The 21,723-nt window shown below is 34.1% G+C and carries 21 protein-coding genes; 15 read left to right on the top strand and 6 right to left on the bottom strand.

Annotation, left to right across the window (positions count from 1 at the left end):
• Positions 1–175 precede the first annotated feature (175 nt).
• Positions 176–1,756 (bottom strand): NADP-dependent glyceraldehyde-3-phosphate dehydrogenase, encoded by a 1,581-nt coding sequence (locus ACHRVL_RS16525; RefSeq protein WP_395414516.1) that lies wholly within the window; start codon positions 1,754–1,756, stop codon positions 176–178.
• Between the two features lie 75 nt (positions 1,757–1,831).
• Positions 1,832–2,143, bottom strand: a complete 312-nt coding sequence (locus ACHRVL_RS16520; RefSeq protein WP_071634709.1) for a rhodanese-like domain-containing protein — start codon at positions 2,141–2,143, stop codon at positions 1,832–1,834.
• Between the two features lie 359 nt (positions 2,144–2,502).
• On the opposite strand from ACHRVL_RS16520, the gene ACHRVL_RS16515 reads away from it, so the two are divergent.
• Positions 2,503–3,129, top strand: a complete 627-nt coding sequence (locus ACHRVL_RS16515; RefSeq protein ID WP_395414513.1) for a Crp/Fnr family transcriptional regulator — start codon at positions 2,503–2,505, stop codon at positions 3,127–3,129.
• 260 nt (positions 3,130–3,389) lie between these two features.
• Entirely contained in the window at positions 3,390–4,175 is a 786-nt protein-coding gene (locus ACHRVL_RS16510; RefSeq protein WP_395414510.1) for a sulfite exporter TauE/SafE family protein, read from the top strand.
• A 230-nt stretch (positions 4,176–4,405) separates the two neighbouring features.
• Here the strand turns inward: ACHRVL_RS16510 and ACHRVL_RS16505 are convergent, their stop codons facing one another.
• The 4 genes from ACHRVL_RS16505 to ACHRVL_RS16490 form a co-directional block, all read right to left on the bottom strand.
• The gene (locus tag ACHRVL_RS16505) at positions 4,406–4,861 is read right to left on the bottom strand and encodes a GNAT family N-acetyltransferase (RefSeq protein WP_395414507.1); all 456 of its coding nucleotides are present in this window, start codon (positions 4,859–4,861) and stop codon (positions 4,406–4,408) included.
• 317 nt (positions 4,862–5,178) lie between these two features.
• On the bottom strand, positions 5,179–6,255 hold the full coding sequence (gene cydB, locus ACHRVL_RS16500; protein WP_395414504.1) for a cytochrome d ubiquinol oxidase subunit II: 1,077 nt from the start codon (positions 6,253–6,255) through the stop codon (positions 5,179–5,181).
• Between the two features lie 2 nt (positions 6,256–6,257).
• A complete protein-coding gene (locus tag ACHRVL_RS16495) occupies positions 6,258–7,601 on the bottom strand; it encodes a cytochrome ubiquinol oxidase subunit I (protein ID WP_395414501.1) in 1,344 nt (447 codons plus the stop codon).
• 269 nt (positions 7,602–7,870) lie between these two features.
• Entirely contained in the window at positions 7,871–8,464 is a 594-nt protein-coding gene (locus tag ACHRVL_RS16490; protein WP_395414499.1) for an HD family hydrolase, read from the bottom strand.
• Between the two features lie 188 nt (positions 8,465–8,652).
• Here ACHRVL_RS16490 and ACHRVL_RS16485 point away from each other — a divergent pair, with 188 nt between their 5' ends.
• The 13 genes from ACHRVL_RS16485 (at position 8,653) to ACHRVL_RS16425 (ending at position 21,671) form a co-directional block, all read left to right on the top strand.
• Complete coding sequence (locus tag ACHRVL_RS16485) at positions 8,653–10,068, top strand: rhodanese-like domain-containing protein (protein ID WP_395414497.1); 1,416 nt, start codon at positions 8,653–8,655, stop codon at positions 10,066–10,068.
• Positions 10,069–10,184: 116 nt separating this feature from the next.
• On the top strand, positions 10,185–10,748 hold the full coding sequence (locus tag ACHRVL_RS16480; protein WP_395414495.1) for a YeeE/YedE family protein: 564 nt from the start codon (positions 10,185–10,187) through the stop codon (positions 10,746–10,748).
• Between the two features lie 10 nt (positions 10,749–10,758).
• On the top strand, positions 10,759–11,238 hold the full coding sequence (locus ACHRVL_RS16475) for a DUF6691 family protein (RefSeq protein WP_129024289.1): 480 nt from the start codon (positions 10,759–10,761) through the stop codon (positions 11,236–11,238).
• 201 nt (positions 11,239–11,439) lie between these two features.
• Positions 11,440–13,017, top strand: coding sequence for an FAD-dependent oxidoreductase (locus ACHRVL_RS16470; RefSeq protein ID WP_395414493.1), 1,578 nt, complete (start codon positions 11,440–11,442; stop codon positions 13,015–13,017).
• A 29-nt stretch (positions 13,018–13,046) separates the two neighbouring features.
• Positions 13,047–14,543 carry a glycerol kinase GlpK gene (glpK, locus tag ACHRVL_RS16465; protein WP_395414491.1) on the top strand — a complete coding sequence of 499 codons (1,497 nt, stop codon included), beginning with the start codon at positions 13,047–13,049 and terminating at the stop codon, positions 14,541–14,543.
• A 17-nt stretch (positions 14,544–14,560) separates the two neighbouring features.
• On the top strand, positions 14,561–15,292 hold the full coding sequence (locus ACHRVL_RS16460) for an MIP/aquaporin family protein (protein WP_395414489.1): 732 nt from the start codon (positions 14,561–14,563) through the stop codon (positions 15,290–15,292).
• Positions 15,293–15,624: 332 nt separating this feature from the next.
• Positions 15,625–16,086 carry a MarR family winged helix-turn-helix transcriptional regulator gene (locus tag ACHRVL_RS16455; protein ID WP_089053005.1) on the top strand — a complete coding sequence of 154 codons (462 nt, stop codon included), beginning with the start codon at positions 15,625–15,627 and terminating at the stop codon, positions 16,084–16,086.
• A gap of 4 nt (positions 16,087–16,090) precedes the next feature.
• The gene (locus tag ACHRVL_RS16450) at positions 16,091–16,723 is read left to right on the top strand and encodes an NAD(P)H-dependent oxidoreductase (protein WP_089053004.1); all 633 of its coding nucleotides are present in this window, start codon (positions 16,091–16,093) and stop codon (positions 16,721–16,723) included.
• A gap of 31 nt (positions 16,724–16,754) precedes the next feature.
• Entirely contained in the window at positions 16,755–17,321 is a 567-nt protein-coding gene (locus ACHRVL_RS16445) for a YceI family protein (RefSeq protein WP_089053003.1), read from the top strand.
• A 200-nt stretch (positions 17,322–17,521) separates the two neighbouring features.
• Positions 17,522–18,802, top strand: coding sequence for a hypothetical protein (locus tag ACHRVL_RS16440; RefSeq protein WP_395414486.1), 1,281 nt, complete (start codon positions 17,522–17,524; stop codon positions 18,800–18,802).
• 299 nt (positions 18,803–19,101) lie between these two features.
• Positions 19,102–20,502: an anthranilate synthase component I family protein gene (locus ACHRVL_RS16435; RefSeq protein WP_395414483.1), complete on the top strand. Its 1,401-nt coding sequence runs from the start codon at positions 19,102–19,104 to the stop codon at positions 20,500–20,502.
• Between the two features lie 64 nt (positions 20,503–20,566).
• A complete protein-coding gene (locus ACHRVL_RS16430; RefSeq protein ID WP_129052705.1) occupies positions 20,567–21,013 on the top strand; it encodes a hypothetical protein in 447 nt (148 codons plus the stop codon).
• A 91-nt stretch (positions 21,014–21,104) separates the two neighbouring features.
• Positions 21,105–21,671: an aminodeoxychorismate/anthranilate synthase component II gene (locus ACHRVL_RS16425; protein ID WP_129024281.1), complete on the top strand. Its 567-nt coding sequence runs from the start codon at positions 21,105–21,107 to the stop codon at positions 21,669–21,671.
• The last annotated feature ends 52 nt before the right edge of the window (positions 21,672–21,723 follow it).

Here is a 21,723-nt window from a genome sequence, read left to right as displayed (position 1 = left end):
AATTGATTTATATAAGACCCATTTTTCAAAACAATGTTACAAAACTTTATAAAATTACAATTAAAAAATACATAGCACCAAAGCTAATTAGTTCTTATCGAATCTATTAAAAATAAAAACCGCCCAATTCTAGAAAGAAAAGGACGGTATCTACAATTAATATATAACCTTGATGCTACAAAATATAATCGGTATTTATAAAATTCGATTCTTTGCTGTTTAGCAATTCCTGCAGAATTTCATTGTTATAAGCGATATCTTTTGAAGCGACAAACGTACGAATGGAGAAAGAACGTAAAGCATCTGGAATACTTAAAGTACCCACAGCTGAATCTTTACGACCTGTAAAAGGGAATGCATCTGGTCCTCTTTGGCAAGAACTGTTGAGGTTTACTCTGCAAACTAAGTTTACTAAAGCATCAATAAGCGGCGCAAGAGTTTTAATATCTTTTCCGAACAAACTTACCTGCTGTCCGTAATTTGATTCAGCCATATCTTCTAAAGGTTCTTGAATATCTTTAAAAGAAATAATTGGAACTACTGGACCAAACTGTTCTTCATGGTACACACGCATTTTGCTGTTTACTGGATATAAAACGGCCGGAAAAATAAAATTATCTGCGTGTTTTCCTCCTTTTTCATTCAAGATCTCAGCTCCTTTATGAACAGCATCGTCGATTAATCCTTGAATGTAATGTGGTTTATCTGTTTCTGGAAGCGGTGTTAACGACACTCCTTTTTCCCATGGATTTCCAAATTGCAATGCATCAACTTTTTCAGAGAATCTTTTATTAAACTCTTCTCTAATTGATTCATGAACATATAGAACTTTTAATGCTGTACATCTTTGTCCGTTAAAAGATAAAGTTCCGGTAATACATTCCTGAATTGCCAAATCTAAATCGGCATCAGGTAAAATAATAGCAGGATTTTTAGCTTCTAAACCTAAAATCAAACGCAGTCTATTTTTATTTGGATGCTGATCCTGCAAAGCAATTGCTGATTTACTGTTTCCAATTAATGCTAGAACATCAATTTTACCCGATTTCATAATTGGAGAAGCCACTTCACGACCACGACCGTAAACGATATTAATAACGCCTTTTGGAAAACTGCTTCTGAAAGCTTCTAACAATGGCGAAATACATAAAACACCATGTTTAGCCGGCTTAAAGATCACAGTATTCCCCATAATTAAAGCTGGAATCAATAAAGAGAAAGTTTCGTTTAAAGGATAGTTGTAAGGTCCAAGACACAACACAACGCCAAGAGGCCCGCGTCGAATCATTGCATTTACACCTTGTACTTTTTCAAAATGCGAACTGCGTCCGTTTAATTCTTTATAACTTGCTATAGTATCGTAAATATATTCAACCGTTCTGTCAAACTCCTTTTGAGAATCTCCCAATGATTTTCCAATTTCCCACATCAAGTATTTCACGACTTCTTCGCGGGTTTCTTTCATTTGTTTAACGAAATTCTCCATACACTTAATACGGTCAGCCACTTTCATTGTTGGCCATAAACCCTGTCCTTTATCATAAGCACTATTTGCAGCTTCAACAACTTCTGCAGCTTCAGCTTCTCCCATAAATGGTATAGAACCTAATAAAGTAGGCGTATATTTTTCTGTAGAAGAAATCGTTGAAAACACAGGCGTAGTTTGTCCTGCCCAATGTTTTAATTCTCCATTTACAAGGTAAGTATCTTGATTTATCAGGGATTTAATTTCAAATTCTTCGGGTATTAAACTCATAATTTGGTTGTTTATTATTTGGTTATTAATAGCATTATAATGAAAAAAGAGGCTTTAATTGCCTCTTCTTCTCTTTTATGGTTGTACGGTTTCGCCTTCCCAATCCAGTATACCACCAAGCAGATTATAGGCATTTTCGATACCCAATTCGTTCATAATCTGACAAGCTTTGGCACTTCTAGCTCCAGAACGACAATACACATAGTAATTTTTGTTTTTATCTAATTCTTCAATTTCATAAATAAAACCCTGACCTTTATTGATATCAATGTTTAAAGCATTTTCAATATAGCCATCATTAAATTCGTCCTCAGTTCTTACGTCCAGTATAACTGCATTCTCGTCAGCAGCCAGCTGATTAACCCAATCTTCTTGTGATAAATTCATAATAAATGTGTTTTTGTAAAATTACGACGTTTCTACTCATGAAAAACGTACCAAATGCGATTTCGATTATTATTCTCAGAAAACGTTTTAGAGAAATTATTATAATCAGTGAAAGGCAAATTTACTCACTATTTTTAAAAATATAACCTATAAAATCGATAGAAAATAGGATTTTTTCATTTAAGTAAAATACCTGTTAATTATAATTTTACCACAATTAATGCCAGCAGAATCCATTATCTTTGTAAAAAATTATAATTTTTAATTCGATTTTGACAATAATACCAGCCTAAAATCTCACAAATTCTCACGAATTAATTAGTGTGATTTTGTGAAATTTTAGGAAAAAAGACGATACAATGCAACATTCCTTAAAAAATACCTTTCCTAATTTCTCCAGTGAACTTATTACTACTATTGAAGAAAACGGAAGTCTTCAAGATTTTGAAGCCGGAACTATTTTAATGCGTACCGGACAGTACATTAAAAACACGGTTTTGATCACTAAAGGAAAAATCAAGATTTATCGCGAAGGCGAAGATGGAGGTGAATTTTTAATGTATTATCTTCAACCTGGACAAGCCTGCGCGATCTCGATGATTTGTACCGCTAAAAGCGAAAAAAGCCAGATTATGGCCAAAGTAGTCGAAGACGTTTCTGTTATGATGATTCCCTTGCAAATGATGGACAAATGGATGATGGAGCACAGATCTTGGTACGAATTTGTAATCGAAACTTATAGAAGCCGCTTTGAGGAAGTACTGGAAGTTGTCGACAACATTGCTTTTCGTTCTATGGACGAACGTTTAGAATTTTACTTAAAAAGACATTCTGATGCCTGCGGCTGTTCACAAGTTAATCTTTCACATCAGGAAATAGCAACAGAATTAAATACATCTCGTGAAGTTGTTTCGAGATTACTAAAAAAAATGGAACAGCGAGGTTTAGTCAAACTCAACCGAAATCAAATTGAACTTTTGAAATAAGTTTGCCGCGACTCGAGCGATAGCGAACTGGCGAAGCAATTACACGAATTTTCACGAATTATACTGTCACATTGAGCGAAGTCGAAATGCTTTGTGGCTTCTTACCCGAACCCTCGGGGCGCTCGAACTGACAATCTTTTCAACAAATCAAATTCGTGAAAATTCGTGTAATTAGTGGCAAAAAACAAAAACATTCTTCTGTGATAAATGTTACTGTAGATCTCTAATTTCCGAAGCAACTTTGCATAAAAATAAATACAATGGAATATTTAGGCTATTTTGCTTCAATCATTATCGGAATTTCACTAGGCTTAATTGGCGGCGGTGGTTCTATTTTGACTATTCCTATTTTAGTGTATTTGTTTAAAGTAAATCCAGAACAAGCAACTTCGTACTCTTTATTTATTGTTGGCTTAACGGCTTTATTTGGCAGTTACAGTCATTATAAAATGGGAAATCTAAAACTCAAATCGGCATTCTATTTTGCAGTACCCTCTGTAATTTCGATTTTGATTATTCGTGAAGTCATTTTTCCTAAAATTGCTTCTACCCTATTTTCCATTGCCTCATATTCTGTTTCAAAAGATTTTCTGATTATGATTGTATTTTCGGTTTTGATGATAACAGCGGCGATTTCGATGATTCGAAAACCGCAGCCAGAAATAAAAAATGCCGAAACCAATTATCTGCAATTAAGTTTCATTGGCTTTTTGGTCGGAATTGTAACAGGATTTCTTGGAGCCGGCGGTGGATTTTTAATCATTCCTGCACTTTTATTCTTTGCCAATTTACCCATGAAACAAGCCGTAGGAACTTCATTATTGATTATTACCATTAATTCTTCAATAGGTTTTGGTGGCGATTTATACATTGGAACTCCTATTGATTATACTTTTTTATTAGGTGTTTCAGCAATGGCACTTTTAGGGATGTTTGTCGGAAGTCAGCTTTCTAAAAAAATAGACGGAACAAAATTAAAACCGCTTTTTGGCTGGTTTGTTCTCGTAATGGGGTTTTATATTATTACAAAAGAAGTCTTATTTTAAGTGTATTAGTTTCACACAAATTCAACAGATTTGTGTAACTTTTTAAATATTTCCAATTTAGTTTACTTGTAGAGTAATCTTTGTCAAAGTTTTAAACTTTGACAAAGATGAAACTAAAAAATCCGTTTATTTTGACAAATAAACGGATTCTTTTTAGGCTGATATATTCGTGATAGTATTACTTTTAATTTTAAAGCAGCAACCAAAACCAACAGCTTAAACTTTATTGTTTATTTATCTGTTCGCCACCAATGATAATAATTATGTAATCCGTCATATTCAAACCCACAACGTGGATACAACTGATTGCCTATATCATTTGTTTTTTCTGTTTCCAACATCAAACCGCAGGCATTTGTTTCTTCGCACCATTGTTTGCTGCGGTCAATTAATGCAACAGATAATCCTTTACCACGATAATCAGGATGTACAAAAAGATCACTAAGCAGCCATTGTTTTTGCAATTTTGTGTAATGAAATAGTTTATAAAGCTGTACAAAGCCTACAGCTTTTCCGTTTGTGACCGCTAGAAAAATGTCTGATTCATTATTTAACAATCGCTCTTTAAGAAATGCTTTTCCTTTTTCGACATCAGATTCCTGACGATAAAAAACACGATAAAGATTAAAAAGTTCTGCTGCTTCGTTGAGGTCTTCAAGACTTGCTTTTTTGATTTTGTAATCCATTATTATAAAATGTTTTAATTAAAAAAGCGAAAATATCTTAAAGATCAAACAACTTTATAGTCCAGTTTATTTAAAACATGGTCATCCAGCATTTAATTGAATCTCTTTTATCTTTCTGAACAAAATAACTTCATGTTTAAAATCAATTATCTTTTTCAATTTAAATAGTTTTTAGCGCTTTTTGGCTAAAGCCTGTCACATATGAATAAAAAAAACCTCCAGCTAAAACTGAAGGCTATACATATAATTAATTCGTGAAAATTCGTGCAATTGCTTCGCCAATTCGCTATCGCTCGAGTCGTGGCTATAAAAACATCTTAATGCTCTCCATATCCAATATCATCCATTTTCCCGCTAAAAACCTTATACTGAATAATAAAATAAATTATAACTAAAAACAAAGCAATAAAAAACCAGCTCAATCCAACATTTAATCCATATTCGTGAGCTGCAGTATTGTAAATTGTCAGCGAAGGATTTACATTATTTGTTGAAGGTAAAACATTCGGGAAAATTGAAACCGCTGTTGAAGCAAATCCGCCCAATAAAAACAAGGTTGAAAACAGAAATCCGTGACCATCTTTTTTAAACGAACGCACTTTAAACAATCCTAGAATTCCAACAAAAGTCAAAAGCGGAAAAAACCAAAGAATAGGATTTTCTATGAAATTATGAAACGGTTTAGGTTCTATAAAATGCCAAATTTGCAAAGAGATGCAAACTAAAACCAAGAGTACAATATTCAACTTAAATACCACATTTTTAAGCTGCGGATTCAAAACTGAATTTGTTTTGTAAATAATCCAGTTTGCACCATGAATCGTTAGCGCCACGACGCTCACAATACCCAGAAAAAGTGTAAACCAATCTATAATTCCCAATTCACTTGCCTGCGGACTAAAAGTTGGATTCCATAAAGGCAGAAAGAAAAAGTGTGCTTCTTGTGTAGAAACACCGTTTTGCACCATTCCGAGATTTACACCACGAACAATATTTCCTAAAGCAATCCCGAAGAAAAGCGCCAAAAGTAAACTTGCTATCCCGAAAGCTTTATCCCAAATTGTTTCCCACATTGGATGATGAATCTGCCCGCGCATTTCAAGTCCGATTGCACGAAAAATCAAAAGCCACAAAATCATAATCAAAGGCAGATAAAATCCGCTGAAAGAAGAAGCATATAAAGTTGGAAAAGCAAAAAACAAAACACCTCCCGCCGCAATCAGCCAAACTTCATTAGCATCCCAAAACGGACCAATAGCACTTGTAATTGCTTTTTTATCTTTTTCTGTTTTTGCAAAAAATAAATGAATAATTCCTGCTCCAAAATCATAACCGTCTAAAACCAGATAAACAGCCAAAATTCCCATTAAAACTACGTACCAAAAAAATTCCATACTTATATATTTTCAGTTATGCCTTCTTGATGAGGGCCTTTATTGATAATTTTTCCAATCAAAAGCAAAAACAACATTCCAAGTAAAAGATATAAACCAATAAAACCAAGCAATGTAAACAAAGTATTACCAGATGAAACTGTTGGCGAAGCACCAGCTGCAGTTCGCATTAAATTGTAAACAAGCCAAGGCTGTCTTCCTAATTCGGCCGTGTACCAGCCTGTTGTATTAGCAATGTACGGAAATGGCGTCATAAACATTAACGACCACAAAATCCATTTGGTTTCAAACAATTTTCCTCTGATTAATTGAAAAAGTGAAATCATCATTAAACCAATAAACACCGTTCCAAGTCCCACCATAATATGATAGGCATAATATAATCCAGAAATATTAGTTGGATGTAAATCTTCTTCAAACTGATCCAAACCTTTTATTTCCTGCTCCCAGTTTCCATAAGTCAGGAAACTTAAAATATTAGGAACTGCAATTTTATTATCCAATTTTTTGTCTTTTACATCAGGCTGACCTATTAAAACAATTTCAGAACCTTTCTTTTCTGTATGAAAAATTCCTTCCATTGCAGCAAAAGTTACGGGCTGATATTTCACGACATTTTTTGCCAGTAAATCACCTGTTGGTATTGCAACAATTATACTCGAAATCAATCCAAAAATCACTCCTGTTTTCAAGAACAATTTTCCAAAAGAAGCATTCTTATTACTTAAAATATAAAAAGCTCCAATTCCAGCAACAACAAAAGAACTTGTTACCATAGAAGCCGCCTGATTGTGAAGATAAGAAGGCCAAAGCCAAGGATTTAAAAACAAAGCTTGAAAATTATTAAGTACAAATTTTCCGTTTTCGAGAATTTCATAACCTACAGGATTCTGCATCCATGAATGTGTCGCGATAATTAAAAATCCGCTGGCCCATGAACCAATACAAATTAATAATCCGGTTACAAAATGCCATTTATGCCCAAGAAGTTTTTCGCCAAATAAAAATATACCTAGAAAAGAAGATTCTAAAAAGAATGAAAACATTCCTTCCATCGCAAGCGTCTGACCAATAATTCCTCCCGTTAATTCGGAGAATTTTGCCCAATTGGTTCCAAACTGAAACTCCATTGGAATTCCCGTTACAACACCCATTGCAAAATTGAGGGCGAAGATTTTCATCCAAAAATGGGTGGCGTGATTGTATTGTTCGTTTTTAGTTTTTAAATATTTCCATTTGAAGTACACAATGATCAAAGAAAGTCCCATTGTAAGCTGTGGAAAAAGATAATGAAAAGTAATGGTGAAGGCAAATTGCATTCGGTCATAAAAGAGCATTTCTTCCATAATTGGTAATTTGTTTATGAAGTTCCACAAATTTAACCATTACAACCCGAACAAAGCCTCTTAAAAAAAAGTTTATCTCCCAATATTCGTTAAACTTTTCAACAATTTAAAAGTATGAATTACACTTATGATTTATTACAATCTAACCAAAGTTTGTCATTTCGACGAAGGAGAAATCATACGCGATAATCAACAAAGATTGGGTTTACGTTGCAGAGTTACTAGTGTGATTTCTCCTTCGTCGAAATGACAAGATTGTGTAAAGCATTTTATTCTTTCTTCAAAATTCCTTTTTCAACACTTTCATTAATTAAGCCTTCTGCGTAATTCCATAAAGAAGTTGAACCATTTTTAATTACACTTTTTTTCTCGTAAACCTTATCATAATTCACGTCAAACTCTTTCCATGTTCCGCCGTTATTAGATGTGTTCTGCAATAAAGGCTCTAATCTGTCCATTGATCTTGCGAATTTCGCTTCGTTGGTTTCTCCAGCTTCAAATTCTTCCCAAATAGAAATTAATTCTTCTGCTTGACTTTTTGGAAGTAAACCAAAAATGCGATTCGCCGCCAATCGTTCCTCATCCGTATTATCATGACTTTTTACCGTATCATATATAAAAACATCACCTGCATCAATTTCTACAATATCATGTATCAAAACCATTTTTACTACTTTTAAAACATCAATTGGCTCATTTGAGTGTTCTGCCAAAACAATCGTCATTAAAGCTAAATGCCAGCTGTGTTCAGCATCATTTTCGCATCGATCGCTGTTGAATAATTTTGTCTTGCGCTGAATGTATTTTACTTTATCAATTTCTTTTATAAAAGCAATTTGATCTAATAAGGCTGATGTGTTCATATCAATAATTTTCGTAATTCCGTAAAATTACAAAATGCTTTCCTTAATTAAATTGACTTTCACGGCATTTAATACTCAAATTTAATTTTAAGTTTTTTCGCTAAAATCAAATTTCTGTAACATTAGTCACCCATTTTAAGAAAAAACTAGGTTACCTTTGTCTTCCCTATATTTTTAGAATTCATATCATGAAAATAGAACAAATTTACACCGGATGCCTTGCACAAGGTGCTTATTATATTACTTCAAACGGCGAAGCCGCGATTATTGACCCGTTACGAGAAATCCAGCCTTATTTGGATCGTCTTGAACGCGATCAAGTAAAATTGAAATACATTTTCGAAACGCATTTTCACGCCGATTTTGTTTCAGGACATATTGATTTAAGCAAAGAAACGAAAGCACCAATTGTTTACGGACCAAATGCTGCCTGCGAATTTGACTGCATTTCTGCAAAAGACGGTCAGGAATTTAAAGTTGGGAAAGTAACCATAAAAGTACTTCACACTCCTGGGCATACTATGGAAAGCGCTACTTTTTTACTGATTGACGAAAACGGAAAAGATCACGCTATTTTTTCTGGAGACACTTTGTTTATAGGTGATGTTGGACGTCCTGATTTAGCTCAAAAAGCGGCAGGAATGACTCAAGATCAGCTAGCAGGAATTTTGTATCATTCGCTGAGAAATAAAATAATGACTCTTGCAGATGATGTAATTGTTTATCCAGCGCATGGTGCCGGAAGTGCCTGCGGAAAAAACATGAGCAAAGAAACCGTTTCGACCATAGGAAATCAAAAAGCAACCAATTATGCTTTGCGCGCCAATATGACCGAAGAAGAGTTTATTAAGGAAGTTACTGATGGTTTATTGCCTCCTCCTGCTTATTTCAGCATGAATGTGGCAATGAACAAAGGCGGTTACGAAAGCTTTGAAACGGTTTTACATAACGGAATGAAAGCAATTAAAGTCGAAGAATTTGAGGCTGTTGCCGAAGAAACTGGAGCTTTGATTTTAGATACTCGCAAAAGCGGTGATTTTGCAAAAGGATTTATTCCACAGTCTATTAATATTGGAATCAATGGCGATTTTGCGCCGTGGGTTGGAACTTTAATTGGCGATGTAAAACAACCTATTATATTGATAACCGAAGTAGGTCTTGAAGAAGAAACGGTTACGCGTTTAAGCCGCGTAGGTTTCGATTCGATTATCGGACATTTAGAAGGCGGTTTTGAAGCTTGGCAGAAAGCTGGTTTTGAAATTGATACTGTAAACAGAATCTCAGCAGAACAATTTTCAAAAGAATTCAACCTTAAAGAAGATAAAGTTATTGATGTTCGAAAGGAAACTGAATATGAAGCTGAACATATTGAAGATGCTTACAGCAAACCTCTTGCCTATATTAATGACTGGGTAAAAGACATTAACCCAAATGAACATTTTTATCTGCATTGTGCCGGCGGTTACCGCAGTATGATTGCAGCATCGATTTTACAAGCACGCGGATTTAGAAATTTTTCTGAAATTGACGGCGGTTTTGGAGCGATCTCAAAAACAGATATTCCAAAGTCAGATTTTGTTTGTCAGAGTAAAATATTAAAATAAATTTGAGGTACAGAGAGGAAAAGGTTCAAAGGAACAAAGTTATTTCTTTGAATCTGAACCTTTGAACCTCTGCCCCTATGAACCTTTGAACCTTTGAACCTTTGAACCTTAAAAATATGTTAGAAATTTTAAAAGAACCTTGGCCTTGGTACGTTTCAGGCCCATTGATTGGTTTAACCGTTCCTATTTTATTGATTATCGGAAATAAATCTTTCGGGATTAGTTCTTCGCTTCGTCATATTTGTGCGGCTTGTATTCCGGCAAATATTTCGTTTTTTAAATACGATTGGAAAAAAGAAAGCTGGAATTTATTCTTCGTTTTTGGAATTTTTCTTGGCGGAGTTATCACAGCTAATTTCCTTTCAAATCCAAATCCTGTTCAAATTACTCCTGAACTTTCAGAGCAATTAGCGACTTACGGAATCACAGATCATTCTGGTTTAGTTCCTGCACAATTATTTTCTTGGGAAAGTTTATTAACGCTTCGCGGATTTGTAATGATTGTTGTAGGCGGATTTTTAGTTGGCTTTGGAACGCGTTATGCCGGCGGATGCACGAGCGGACACGCCATTATGGGAATTTCAAATTTACAATGGCCTTCATTAGTAGCAACAATCTGTTTTATGATTGGCGGTTTTGTAATGTCACTTTTGATTTTACCTTATATTCTTTCACTTTAAAATTTCAAAAATGAGCAATTTAGAAAATAAAAATACAGACACAGAAGGAATCAACGGAAGTCAAATAAAAGATTCTGGATTTGCAAACCTTAAATATCTTATTGTTGGAATTCTTTTTGGAATTGTATTCGTAAAAGCCGAAATCATCAGCTGGTTCCGTATTCAGGAAATGTTTCACTTACAATCTTTCTTCATGTATGGTGTAATTGGAAGTGCTGTTGTTGTTGGCGTAATATCTGTTTTTATCATTAAAAAATTCAATATTAAAACCCTTCAAGGCGAAAAAATCGAAATTCAGCCAAAGACTTTCAGTAAAGGACAAATCTACGGCGGTTTATTATTTGGTTTTGGATGGGCAATAACTGGAGCTTGTCCTGGGCCGCTTTTCGCTCAAATTGGTACTGGCGCAACTGTAATTGCAGTAACCTTATTAAGTGCCATCGCTGGAACTTGGTTTTATGGTTTGATTAAAGACAAACTTCCACATTAAATAAAATTCTTTCCACATAGTATAAACCCGGCAGATTTCGAAATTTGTCGGGTTTCCTTTTTTCCAGAACTTAGGTTCGCAGCTTCTATAAAGACAAATTTTCTTATTAAGAGTATTTCTGCATTTTTGTTTCATTAAGTTTTATTAAGTTTACTATACAAGATTTTATCTTACAAAAAACTCCAATAAATCGATACTATTATGAAACGTTCAGAGCAATTGTCGAAATTAAAAAATACCCAACAGTGGGATGTAATTATAATTGGTGGTGGAGCAAGCGGTCTTGGAACTGCTCTTGATGCGGCAAGCAGAGGTTATAAAACAATCTTACTTGAAGCAGTCGATTTTGCAAAAGGAACTTCAAGCAGAAGTACTAAATTAGTTCACGGCGGAGTTCGCTATTTAGAACAGGGAAATATACACTTAGTTATAGAAGCCTTAAAAGAAAGAGGTTTATTAGCCAAAAATGCTGGTCACTTAGTTAAAAATCAATCTTTTGTAATTCCGAATTATAATTGGTGGGGCGGACTGTTTTATACCACTGGATTGACTATTTATGATTTATTGGCGGGACGCTTAAGCTTAGGCCGATCAAAATATATTTCGAAGAAAAAAACAATCGAAATGCTGCCAACAGTAGAAGAAAAAGGTTTGGTAAATGGCGTTATTTACCATGACGGACAATTTGATGATTCACGTTTGGCTATAAACATTGCTCAAACTGCAGTAGAAAAAGGAGCTTGTCTTTTAAATTATTCTAAAGTTGTAAACTTATTAAAAGATGATAATAACCAAATTATTGGTGTTGAAGCAATAGATCATGAAACTGGTGATCATTACGAAATAAAAGGTACAGCAATTATTAATGCAACCGGCGTTTTTACAAATGCCATTATGAAACTGAACGATACGGTTTACAAGAAATATATTGTTCCTAGTCAAGGAATTCATCTTGTATTTGACAAATCATTTTTGCCAAGCGATCACGCTTTAATGATTCCTAAAACAAGTGACGGACGGGTTTTATTTGCGGTACCTTGGCACAACAGAATTGTAGTGGGTACAACTGATACCTTAATTAGAAAACACAGTCTGGAACCTATTGCTCTTGAAAGCGAAATTGAATTTGTATTGGAAAATGCACAGCGTTTTCTAGCCAAAAAACCAACAAGGGCTGACGTTTTATCTGTTTTCGCAGGCCTCAGACCTTTAGCTGCTCCAGAAGAGGAAGGAAAAAGTACCAAAGAAGTTTCTCGAAGTCATAAAATCATTGTTTCTGAAACCGGTTTAATAACAATTACCGGAGGCAAATGGACAACATACAGAAAAATTGCGGAAGACATTATAAATAAAGCAATCAAAAAAGGCAAATTACCCAATAAACCTTGTGTTACAGAACATCTTTCTATTCATGGAAATAAACCTACTACGACTTTAAACAGAATGAATCATATGTACATCTATGGCTCAGATCTTCCTGAAATACTAGAATTGCAAAAAAACGAACCCGACTTAAAAGAGAAACTTCATTCTGATCATGAATTTACAATGGCAGAAGTCGTTTGGGCAATTCGATATGAAATGGCAAGAACTGTTGATGATATTCTAGCAAGACGTGTACGCTTGTTGTTCTTAGATGCTAGAGCAGCAATTGAATCTTCAGAAAAAGTGGCAAGAGTATTAGCAAAAGAACTCGGACATGATGAAGCTTGGATACACAAAGAGATTTCAAATTTTAAAGGAATTTCGAAAGGTTTTCTTTTAAAAGAATTTCAATAGACTTTTACTAACTTAAGAAAATATAAGTCATGCAAAATAAACTAATTCTGGCGCTTGATCAAGGAACAACTTCTTCTAGAGCTATAGTCTTTAATCATGGAGGAGAAATTGTAAGCATTTCGCAAAAAACTTTTAAGCAAATTTTTCCAAAACCAGGATGGGTTGAACATAACCCAAACGAAATTTGGTCTTCTCAAATTAGTGTAGCCGCAGAAGTAATTGCTAAAGTTGGAATTTCGGGCAGAGAAATAGCTGCAATTGGCATCACCAATCAGCGAGAAACTACTATTGTTTGGGACAGGGAAACCAGTGAACCTGTATACAATGCTATTGTTTGGCAAGATCGCAGAACTGCAAAATATTGTGACAAACTAAAAGCACAAGGACATGCCGAAATGATTCAGACAAAAACCGGATTACTTCTGGATGCCTATTTTTCTGGAACTAAAGTAAAATGGATTTTAGATAACGTTCCCGGAGCACGAAAAAAAGCGGAAGAAGGAAAACTTTGTTTTGGAACTGTAGACACTTGGCTTATATGGAAATTAACCCGAAGTAAATTATTTATGACGGATGTTTCTAATGCCAGCAGAACTTTACTATTCAATATACACACTTTAGAATGGGATGATGAGTTATTAGAACTTTTTGATATTCCAAGAGCCATGCTGCCTGAAGTAAAAGAAAGCAGTACCATTTATGGCGAGACCTCTACTACCCTATTTTCAACAAAAATTCCTATTGCCGGTGTTGCAGGAGATCAACAAGCAGCACTTTTTGGTCAGTTGTGTACAACTTCAGGAATGATAAAGAATACTTATGGAACTGGCTGTTTTGTGTTAATGAATACGGGGACAAAGCCAATTCGTTCCACAAACCATTTATTGACTACTGTAGCCTGGAAAATTAAAGGCAAAACAACCTATGCTTTAGAAGGAAGTGTTTTTGTTGGAGGTGCAGCTGTGCAATGGTTAAGAGATGGTGCAAAAATGATTAACACATCAGAAGAAATAGAAACTCTGGCAGCCAGTGTTCTTGATAACGGAGGTGTTTATTTTGTTCCAGCACTAACTGGTTTAGGAGCTCCCCATTGGGATCAATATGCTAGAGGTGCAATTTTTGGAATAACAAGAGGAACTACCAGTGCACATATTGCCCGAGCTACTTTAGAAGGAATTGCTTATCAGGTTAATGATTTGCTAAAAGCTATGGAAGCAGATTATGGAGGAAAAGGAAAAGAATTAAGAGTGGATGGCGGTGCAGCAACCAATAATTTACTAATGCAATTTCAGTCAGACATTTATGGAAAAACCGTTACAAGACCAAAAACACTCGAAACTACAGCTTTGGGTGCCGCATATTTAGCTGGACTTGCTGTAGGATACTGGTCAAGCTTAAACGATCTAAAAGAACAATGGTCAATCGATCGCGTATTTTCTCCACAAATGCCAAAACCAGAAGTGAATAAATTGGTAAAAAACTGGAATAAGGCCATTGGACGTGCATCAGACTGGATTGAAGAATAAAATTAAAAAACAAAAATATGACTCCTTTTACAGCAGAAATTTTAGGCACGATGTTAATGATTTTACTAGGAAACGGCGTTGTTGCAAACGTTGTACTTAAAGACACTAAAGGAAATAACTCAGGTTGGATTGTTATCACAACAGCTTGGGCATTTGCTGTTTTTGTAGGCGTAACTGTTGCCAGACCAATTAGCGGCGCTCATTTAAATCCTATTGTTACGCTCGGTTTGGCTCTTATTGGCAAATTTGATTGGAATTTAGTTCCTGCTTATGTTCTGGCTCAAATGATTGGTGCAATGGCAGGAGCCTTTTTAGTCTGGTTATCTCATAAAGATCATTTTGCAATAACAGAAGATGAAGGAACAAAACTCGCCTGTTTCTCTACATCACCAGCAATCAAAAACAATGTATCCAACTTAATCAGTGAGATAATTGCAACTTTCGTTTTAATTTTTACAATCTTTTATATTGCCGGACCAAGTTTAAAAATTGCAACTGATTCTAATGCTGTAATTGGTTTAGGAACCATTGGAGCACTTCCAGTAGCAATATTGGTATGGGTAATTGGTTTATCTCTTGGAGGAACCACGGGTTACGCCATAAATCCGGCAAGAGATTTAGGCCCAAGAATTATGCACACTATATTACCTATAAAAGGAAGCAGCAATTGGGGATACGCCTGGATTCCAATTGTAGGACCAATAATTGGATCTAGTTTAGCTGCTGCTTTATATCTTCTTCTAAATTAATCATTCCTTTTAATGTAAACTCCTTCACACTTTGATATTCAAACCCGACAAGTTTAATTCCGAAGCTTCGGGACTGTCGGGTTTACTTTACGTTACAACTTTAGAACTCCAAAAAAAATAATCTTACCTCTTCCCTTTAATTTTAAACAATCGTTAAATATCAATACAGCAACATTTTAAACTAAAATTTTACTCTATTTTTATACTGATTATATCGAGTTTATGAACTTGTTATTTCGTTTTATTTCAATTAACAAAAAATTAACACAACATTTGTATATACAACTATTAAAAGTTATACATTTGTATATACAAATTATACACTTACGACTATGACAATTGAAGAGGTTATTAAGAGTACAGTTAAGATGGATAATGCGAAAAAAGTTATTCTGAATATCATGTACACACAGAATGTGATTCAGGATCATTTCAACGAGTTGATAAAACCGTATGATTTATCTGGAGAGCAATATAATGTGTTACGTATACTAAGAGGACAAAAAGGAAATCCTGCTAATATGTGTGTCATACAAGAACGCATGCTGGCAAAAACAAGTAACACAACACGATTAGTTGACAAATTACTGCTAAAGGAATTTGTTACTCGAAATGTTTGTCCGAACAATAGACGAAAAATTGAAGTTTCAATTACGCAGAAAGGATTAGACGTTTTAAAAGAATTAGATCCGAAAGTAGATGAGCATGAACGCGCGTTTGCCGAGAATATAAATCCTGAAGAATTAGAATTATTAAATCAATTATTAGAAAAATACAGAACTCAACAAAATTAATATTATGAGCACATTATTAGACAATTTGAACTGGAGATATGCAACAAAAAAGTTTGATGCTACCAAAAAAATAGCTCCAGCAGATTTAAATACATTAAAAGAAGCTGTTAGATTAGCTGCTTCTTCATACGGATTACAACCTTTTAAAGTTGTTCTTGTAGAAAATCCAGAAATTAGAGAAAAATTAAAAGCTGCGGCTTGGGGACAAACTCAAATCACAGATGCTTCTCATTTATTTGTTTTTGCAAATGACTTAAATGCAGGACCAGAATCTGTAGCTGCTTACATTAAAAACATAAGCGAAACAAGAGGTCTTCCAACTGAAGCTTTAGGCGGATTTGCAGATATGATGAACGGAGTGATCTCGAACTTATCACAAGAGGCTAAAAATATCTGGACTTCAAAACAAACTTATATCGCTTTAGGAACTTTATTGGCTGCTGCTGCTGAATTAAAAATCGATGCAACACCAATGGAAGGTTTCAATCCAGCACAATTCAATGAAATTTTAGGTTTCGATAAACTAGGCTTAAATGCTGCTGTTATCGCAACTGTAGGTTACAGACATGATGAGGACGAAGCTCAACATTACAAAAAAGTTAGAAAATCTCAAGAAGAGTTATTTATCACTATATAATTATTATTAATCCAAAATCAATTTTAACAACATGAAAAATTTAAAAACAATTGCAATAGCATTATTCGTAGCAGCGGCTAGTATTTCAGTAAATGCTCAAACTAAAAAAATCGACGTAAAAGCATCTACTATCAAATGGGTAGGTAAAAAAGTAACTGGAGAGCACTCTGGAACAGTAAACTTTAAAGAAGGAGCTGTAGTTTTCAAAGGAAAAAAATTAACTGGAGGAAGCTTTACAGTTGATATGACTTCATTAACTGCAACTGACTTAACTGGAGAATACCAAGGAAAATTAAACGGTCACTTGAAAGCTGACGATTTCTTTGGAACTGATAAATTCCCAACTGCAAAATTAGTTTTCAAAACTATCGGAGCTAAAGCAACTGACGTTTATACTGTAACTGCAGACTTAACTATTAAAGGAATTACTAAACCAGTAACTTTTGATATCACTGTAAAAGGAAACACTGCAACAACTGCATTTAAAGTTGACAGAACTAAATACGATATCAAATACAACTCTGGTAACTTCTTCGAAAACTTAGGAGACAAAACTATCAATGATGATTTCGAATTAGCTGTAGCTTTAAAATTCTAATTTAAGCCTTACTAATTCATCTATAAGAAAAACCCTAACAGATTGATTCTGTTAGGGTTTTTTATTTTTAACTTTTCAAAAACATAACGTTCTTAATACTAGAATAACGCTTTCATAATAACTACAGCCGTTTTAATTAACATTCGGCTTCTACTTTTGAGCATCTTAAAAATCAAAAACTAGAAATCAAAATCGTAGTTATGAAAACAAAAATACATATTGTACTTTTTACGCTTCTAAACGCTTTTCTTCTTCAAGCGCAACAACAGCCTAAAGGAATTATTGGCAGCTCAAACTGGATGAACAATTGGACTAACTTTAAACCAGCGAATACAGAATATAATGAAGCTACCAATATTATTGCAGGAAATATTGACAAAGACACTAAATTAGTAAAACGCAATACTTATCAATTAGTTGGAGTTGTTTACGTAACAAATAATGCCACTTTAACTATCGAACCTGGAACCGTTATTCGAGGAGATGATAAAACTTGTGGTACACTTGTCGTAACAAATGGAGCCAAAATTATAGCCGAAGGTCTTGAAACGGATCCTATCGTTTTTACATCAAACAAAGAAATTTCGGAAAGACGTCCAGGCGATTGGGGCGGAATTATCATTCTGGGCAAAGCACCAATAAATACTCTTGGCGGTGTTCACATTCTTCCTTTCAATTTAGAACCTATGTTAAATCACTATGGCGGTTCTGATGCCGAGGATAATTCTGGAATTTTAAAATATGTGCGTATCGAATATTCTGGTCGTAAATTAAGTGCTTTAAAAGAACTAAACGGACTTTCATTGGCTGGTGTTGGGCGAAAAACTATTTTAAGCAATATTCAAGTCAGTTATTCAAATGATGATTCTTTTGAATGTTATGGAGGTGATTTAAACCTAAACAATCTTATTTCTTATCGAACTACTGATGATGATTTTGATTTTACTCAAGGTGCACAAATCAACATTAATAACAGTATCGCAATTCGTCATCCGTTTTCATCAGACATTTCAGGATCAAGATGTTTTGAAGTCGATTCGTATGATAAGGTTGAAAATACCGATATGACAAAAAAGATGACAAAAATAAACGCAAACAATATTACCTTAGTTAATCTTGAAGAAAACAATCAAGGTTTAGTAAGAGAATCTATTTATGTGAGAGAAAACACGTTTTTCAATTTAAACAACAGCATTGTTTCTGGCTTCTCTCCTTTTGTTTTATTAGAAGGAAATATCGGAAATGGCGAAGTAAATTTGTCTAAACTAACGTTTAAAAATCTAATTGTAAACAATTGCACGGGTGGAATTACAAGTGAATCTTCTGCCAGTAATTCGATAATTCAAAACTATTTTAATGCTGCTCAATCTAACATAGAATACACAAAATCTAAAAATACAGCGCTTTTTATGCTGCCAAATATTAAAAGTAATCCAGATTTTAGAGCAAACGTAAACAATACTCTGGCTATTGGAAATTAAGGCATTAAACAGAATTTACATTTTAAAATTTAACAAATTTCTAAATTTAGAAAAGTTTTTTTTGAATTTTTATGTGTTCTATTCCAAATTACATTTATATCTTTGTGACATCAAAATAAGAAATTGAAAACAATAATGAACAATACTTGGTGGTGGAAGAATTTACGTCAAACGTCGTGAACGAAGCTTCCTATGGTACTGTAAAACTATAAACATAAAAGGCTTGTCATCACGACAAGCCTTTTTTTTTGATAAAAACTCAAGCAAAAACGAAATTAAAAACTATAAAACAACATACTTTGAAACCTTTTATACTCAATACACATTATAAACAAATTCTGGCTGACACGATTACGCCAGTTAGTATTTATTTTAAAATAAGAGACAAATTCCCAAATAGTTTATTACTAGAAAGTAGTGATTATCACGGAAATGACAACAGTTTCTCTTACATCTGCTGCAACCCAATTGCAACAATTAAAATTGAAAACGAAATCATTTCAAAAACTATTCCTGACGGGACCACAAAACAAATCTCTATTGATGCGACAACTAATATTCCCGAAGTAATTCAGGAATTTTCAAGTCAATTTAAATCAGAAAAAAATGATTTCAAATTCATCAATAACGGTCTTTTTGGATACATTTCTTATGATGCTGTTCGTTATTTTGAGAAAGTTTCGATTGCAAAAAAAGACGATGCAACTGTAATTCCAGATGTTTTTTATGCCGTTTATCAAAATATAATTGCCATCAATCATTTTAAAAATGAAGCTTATATATTCTGTCACAGTGTTGATGGAAGAAATAACATTTCAGAAATTGAGCAATTACTTCAGTCTAGAAATATTGCTTCTTATAAATTTACTAAAGAAGGTGAAGGTTTCTCAAACTTAACCGATGAAGAATTTAAACATAATGTGGCTTTAGCTAAAAAACATTGTTTCCGCGGAGACGTTTTTCAATTGGTTCTATCACGTCGTTTTACACAAGGTTTCAAAGGTGACGAATTTAATGTTTATAGAGCCTTAAGAAGTATTAATCCATCTCCTTATTTATTCTTTTTTGATTATGGAGATTTCAAAATATTTGGTTCTTCACCAGAAGCACAAATTATTGTAAAAAATAGAAAAGCTGAAATTCATCCAATTGCAGGAACTTTTAAAAGAACAGGAAATGACGAACGCGATGCACTTTTAGCCAAAGAACTATCTGAAGATAAAAAAGAAAACAGCGAACACGTAATGTTAGTTGACTTGGCAAGAAACGATTTGAGCCGCAACGGTCATGATGTAAATGTAGAGAAGTACAGAGAAGTTCAGTTTTTCTCGCACGTAATTCACTTGGTTTCAAAAGTTACTGGACATTTACACGACAAAGCAACTACAATGCAGGTTGTTGCAGATACTTTTCCAGCAGGAACTTTGAGCGGAGCACCAAAACACAGAGCGATGCAATTAATCGAAGATTACGAAAAAACCAACCGTAATTTTTATGGAGGCGCAATTGGCTTCATGGATTTTGAAGGCAATTTTAATCATGCCATTATGATTAGAACGTTCCTAAGCAAAAATCATCAATTGCATTGTCAGGCAGGTGCTGGAATTGTTGCAAGTTCTGACGAAGAAAGTGAAATGCAGGAAGTTTACAACAAATTAAGAGCTTTAAACACCGCTTTAGAAATGGCAGAGAAAATTTAATTTCAAATCGATAGAACCTGAAATCCCATAAAAAAACAAACCTAAAAACCATAAACAAAAAACTATGAAAAAATTAATTCCATTTGCTGTTGCAGTTTTATTATTTACATCTTGTGAAACGAAAAAAGAATCAAATGCGATTCCGATAGCAGGAACTTGGCGTCTTATATCAGCAGAAACAACTGAAAAAGATTCTACATTTTCTACTTTCAATTCAAAAACAAAAATGATTAAAATTATAAATGACACTCATTTTGCATTTTTCAATCATGATTTAAATAATGGAAAAGACAGTACCGCACTATTTTTCGGCGGCGGCGGAAAGTACACCTTAAAAGACAGTACTTACACTGAAAACTTGGAGTTTTTTAATAATAGAGAATGGGAAAACAACAAATTTGAATTTACAGTAAAAATCAAAAATGACACGTTGATTCAAAAAGGAATTGAAAAAGTAGAAAAATTAGGCGTTGATCGAATTATAGTCGAAAAATACGTTCGAGAAAAATAAGAAAATTTAGTTTCAGGTTTTCTTTGTTTCAAGTTTCAAGATAGTGAAACTTAGAACCTCAGAACCTTAGCAACTTAGAACCTCAAAAAAAATGAAAAAAATATTAGTTATAGACAATTACGATAGTTTCACTTATAATTTAGTGCACTATTTGGAAGATTTAAACTGCGAAGTAACCGTTTACCGAAATGATGAATTCGAAATTGACGAAATCGCCTCTTTTGATAAAATTTTACTTTCGCCGGGACCTGGAATTCCAGACGAAGCAGGTTTATTAAAAGCTGTAATTGAAAAATACGCACCTACAAAAAGCATTCTTGGCGTTTGTTTAGGACAACAGGCAATTGGAGAAGTTTTTGGCGGAACACTTTCAAACCTTGACAAAGTATATCATGGTGTTGCTACAAATGTAAAAACAGTAGTCTCAGACGAGATTTTATTTGAAGGCTTAGGAAATGAATTTGAAGTCGGAAGATACCATTCATGGGTTGTAGACAGCAATCTGCCAGAAGTTCTTGAAGCTACTTCTGTTGACGAAAACGGACAAATTATGTCGTTACGTCACAAAAAATTTGATGTAAGAGGCGTTCAGTTTCACCCAGAAAGTGTGCTGACACCAAAAGGAAAAAGGATTTTAGAAAATTGGATTAGAAGTTAGTCAAAAGTTTTAAAGTCGAAAGTCATAAAGTCAAATATTAAAAACTTAGTCT

The sequence above is a fragment of the Flavobacterium sp. FlaQc-28 genome (assembly GCF_044007415.1).
Taxonomy (GTDB): domain Bacteria; phylum Bacteroidota; class Bacteroidia; order Flavobacteriales; family Flavobacteriaceae; genus Flavobacterium.
The sequence above is the reverse complement of the archived record's forward strand: the minus strand, read 5'-3'. Positions and strand labels throughout refer to the sequence as shown.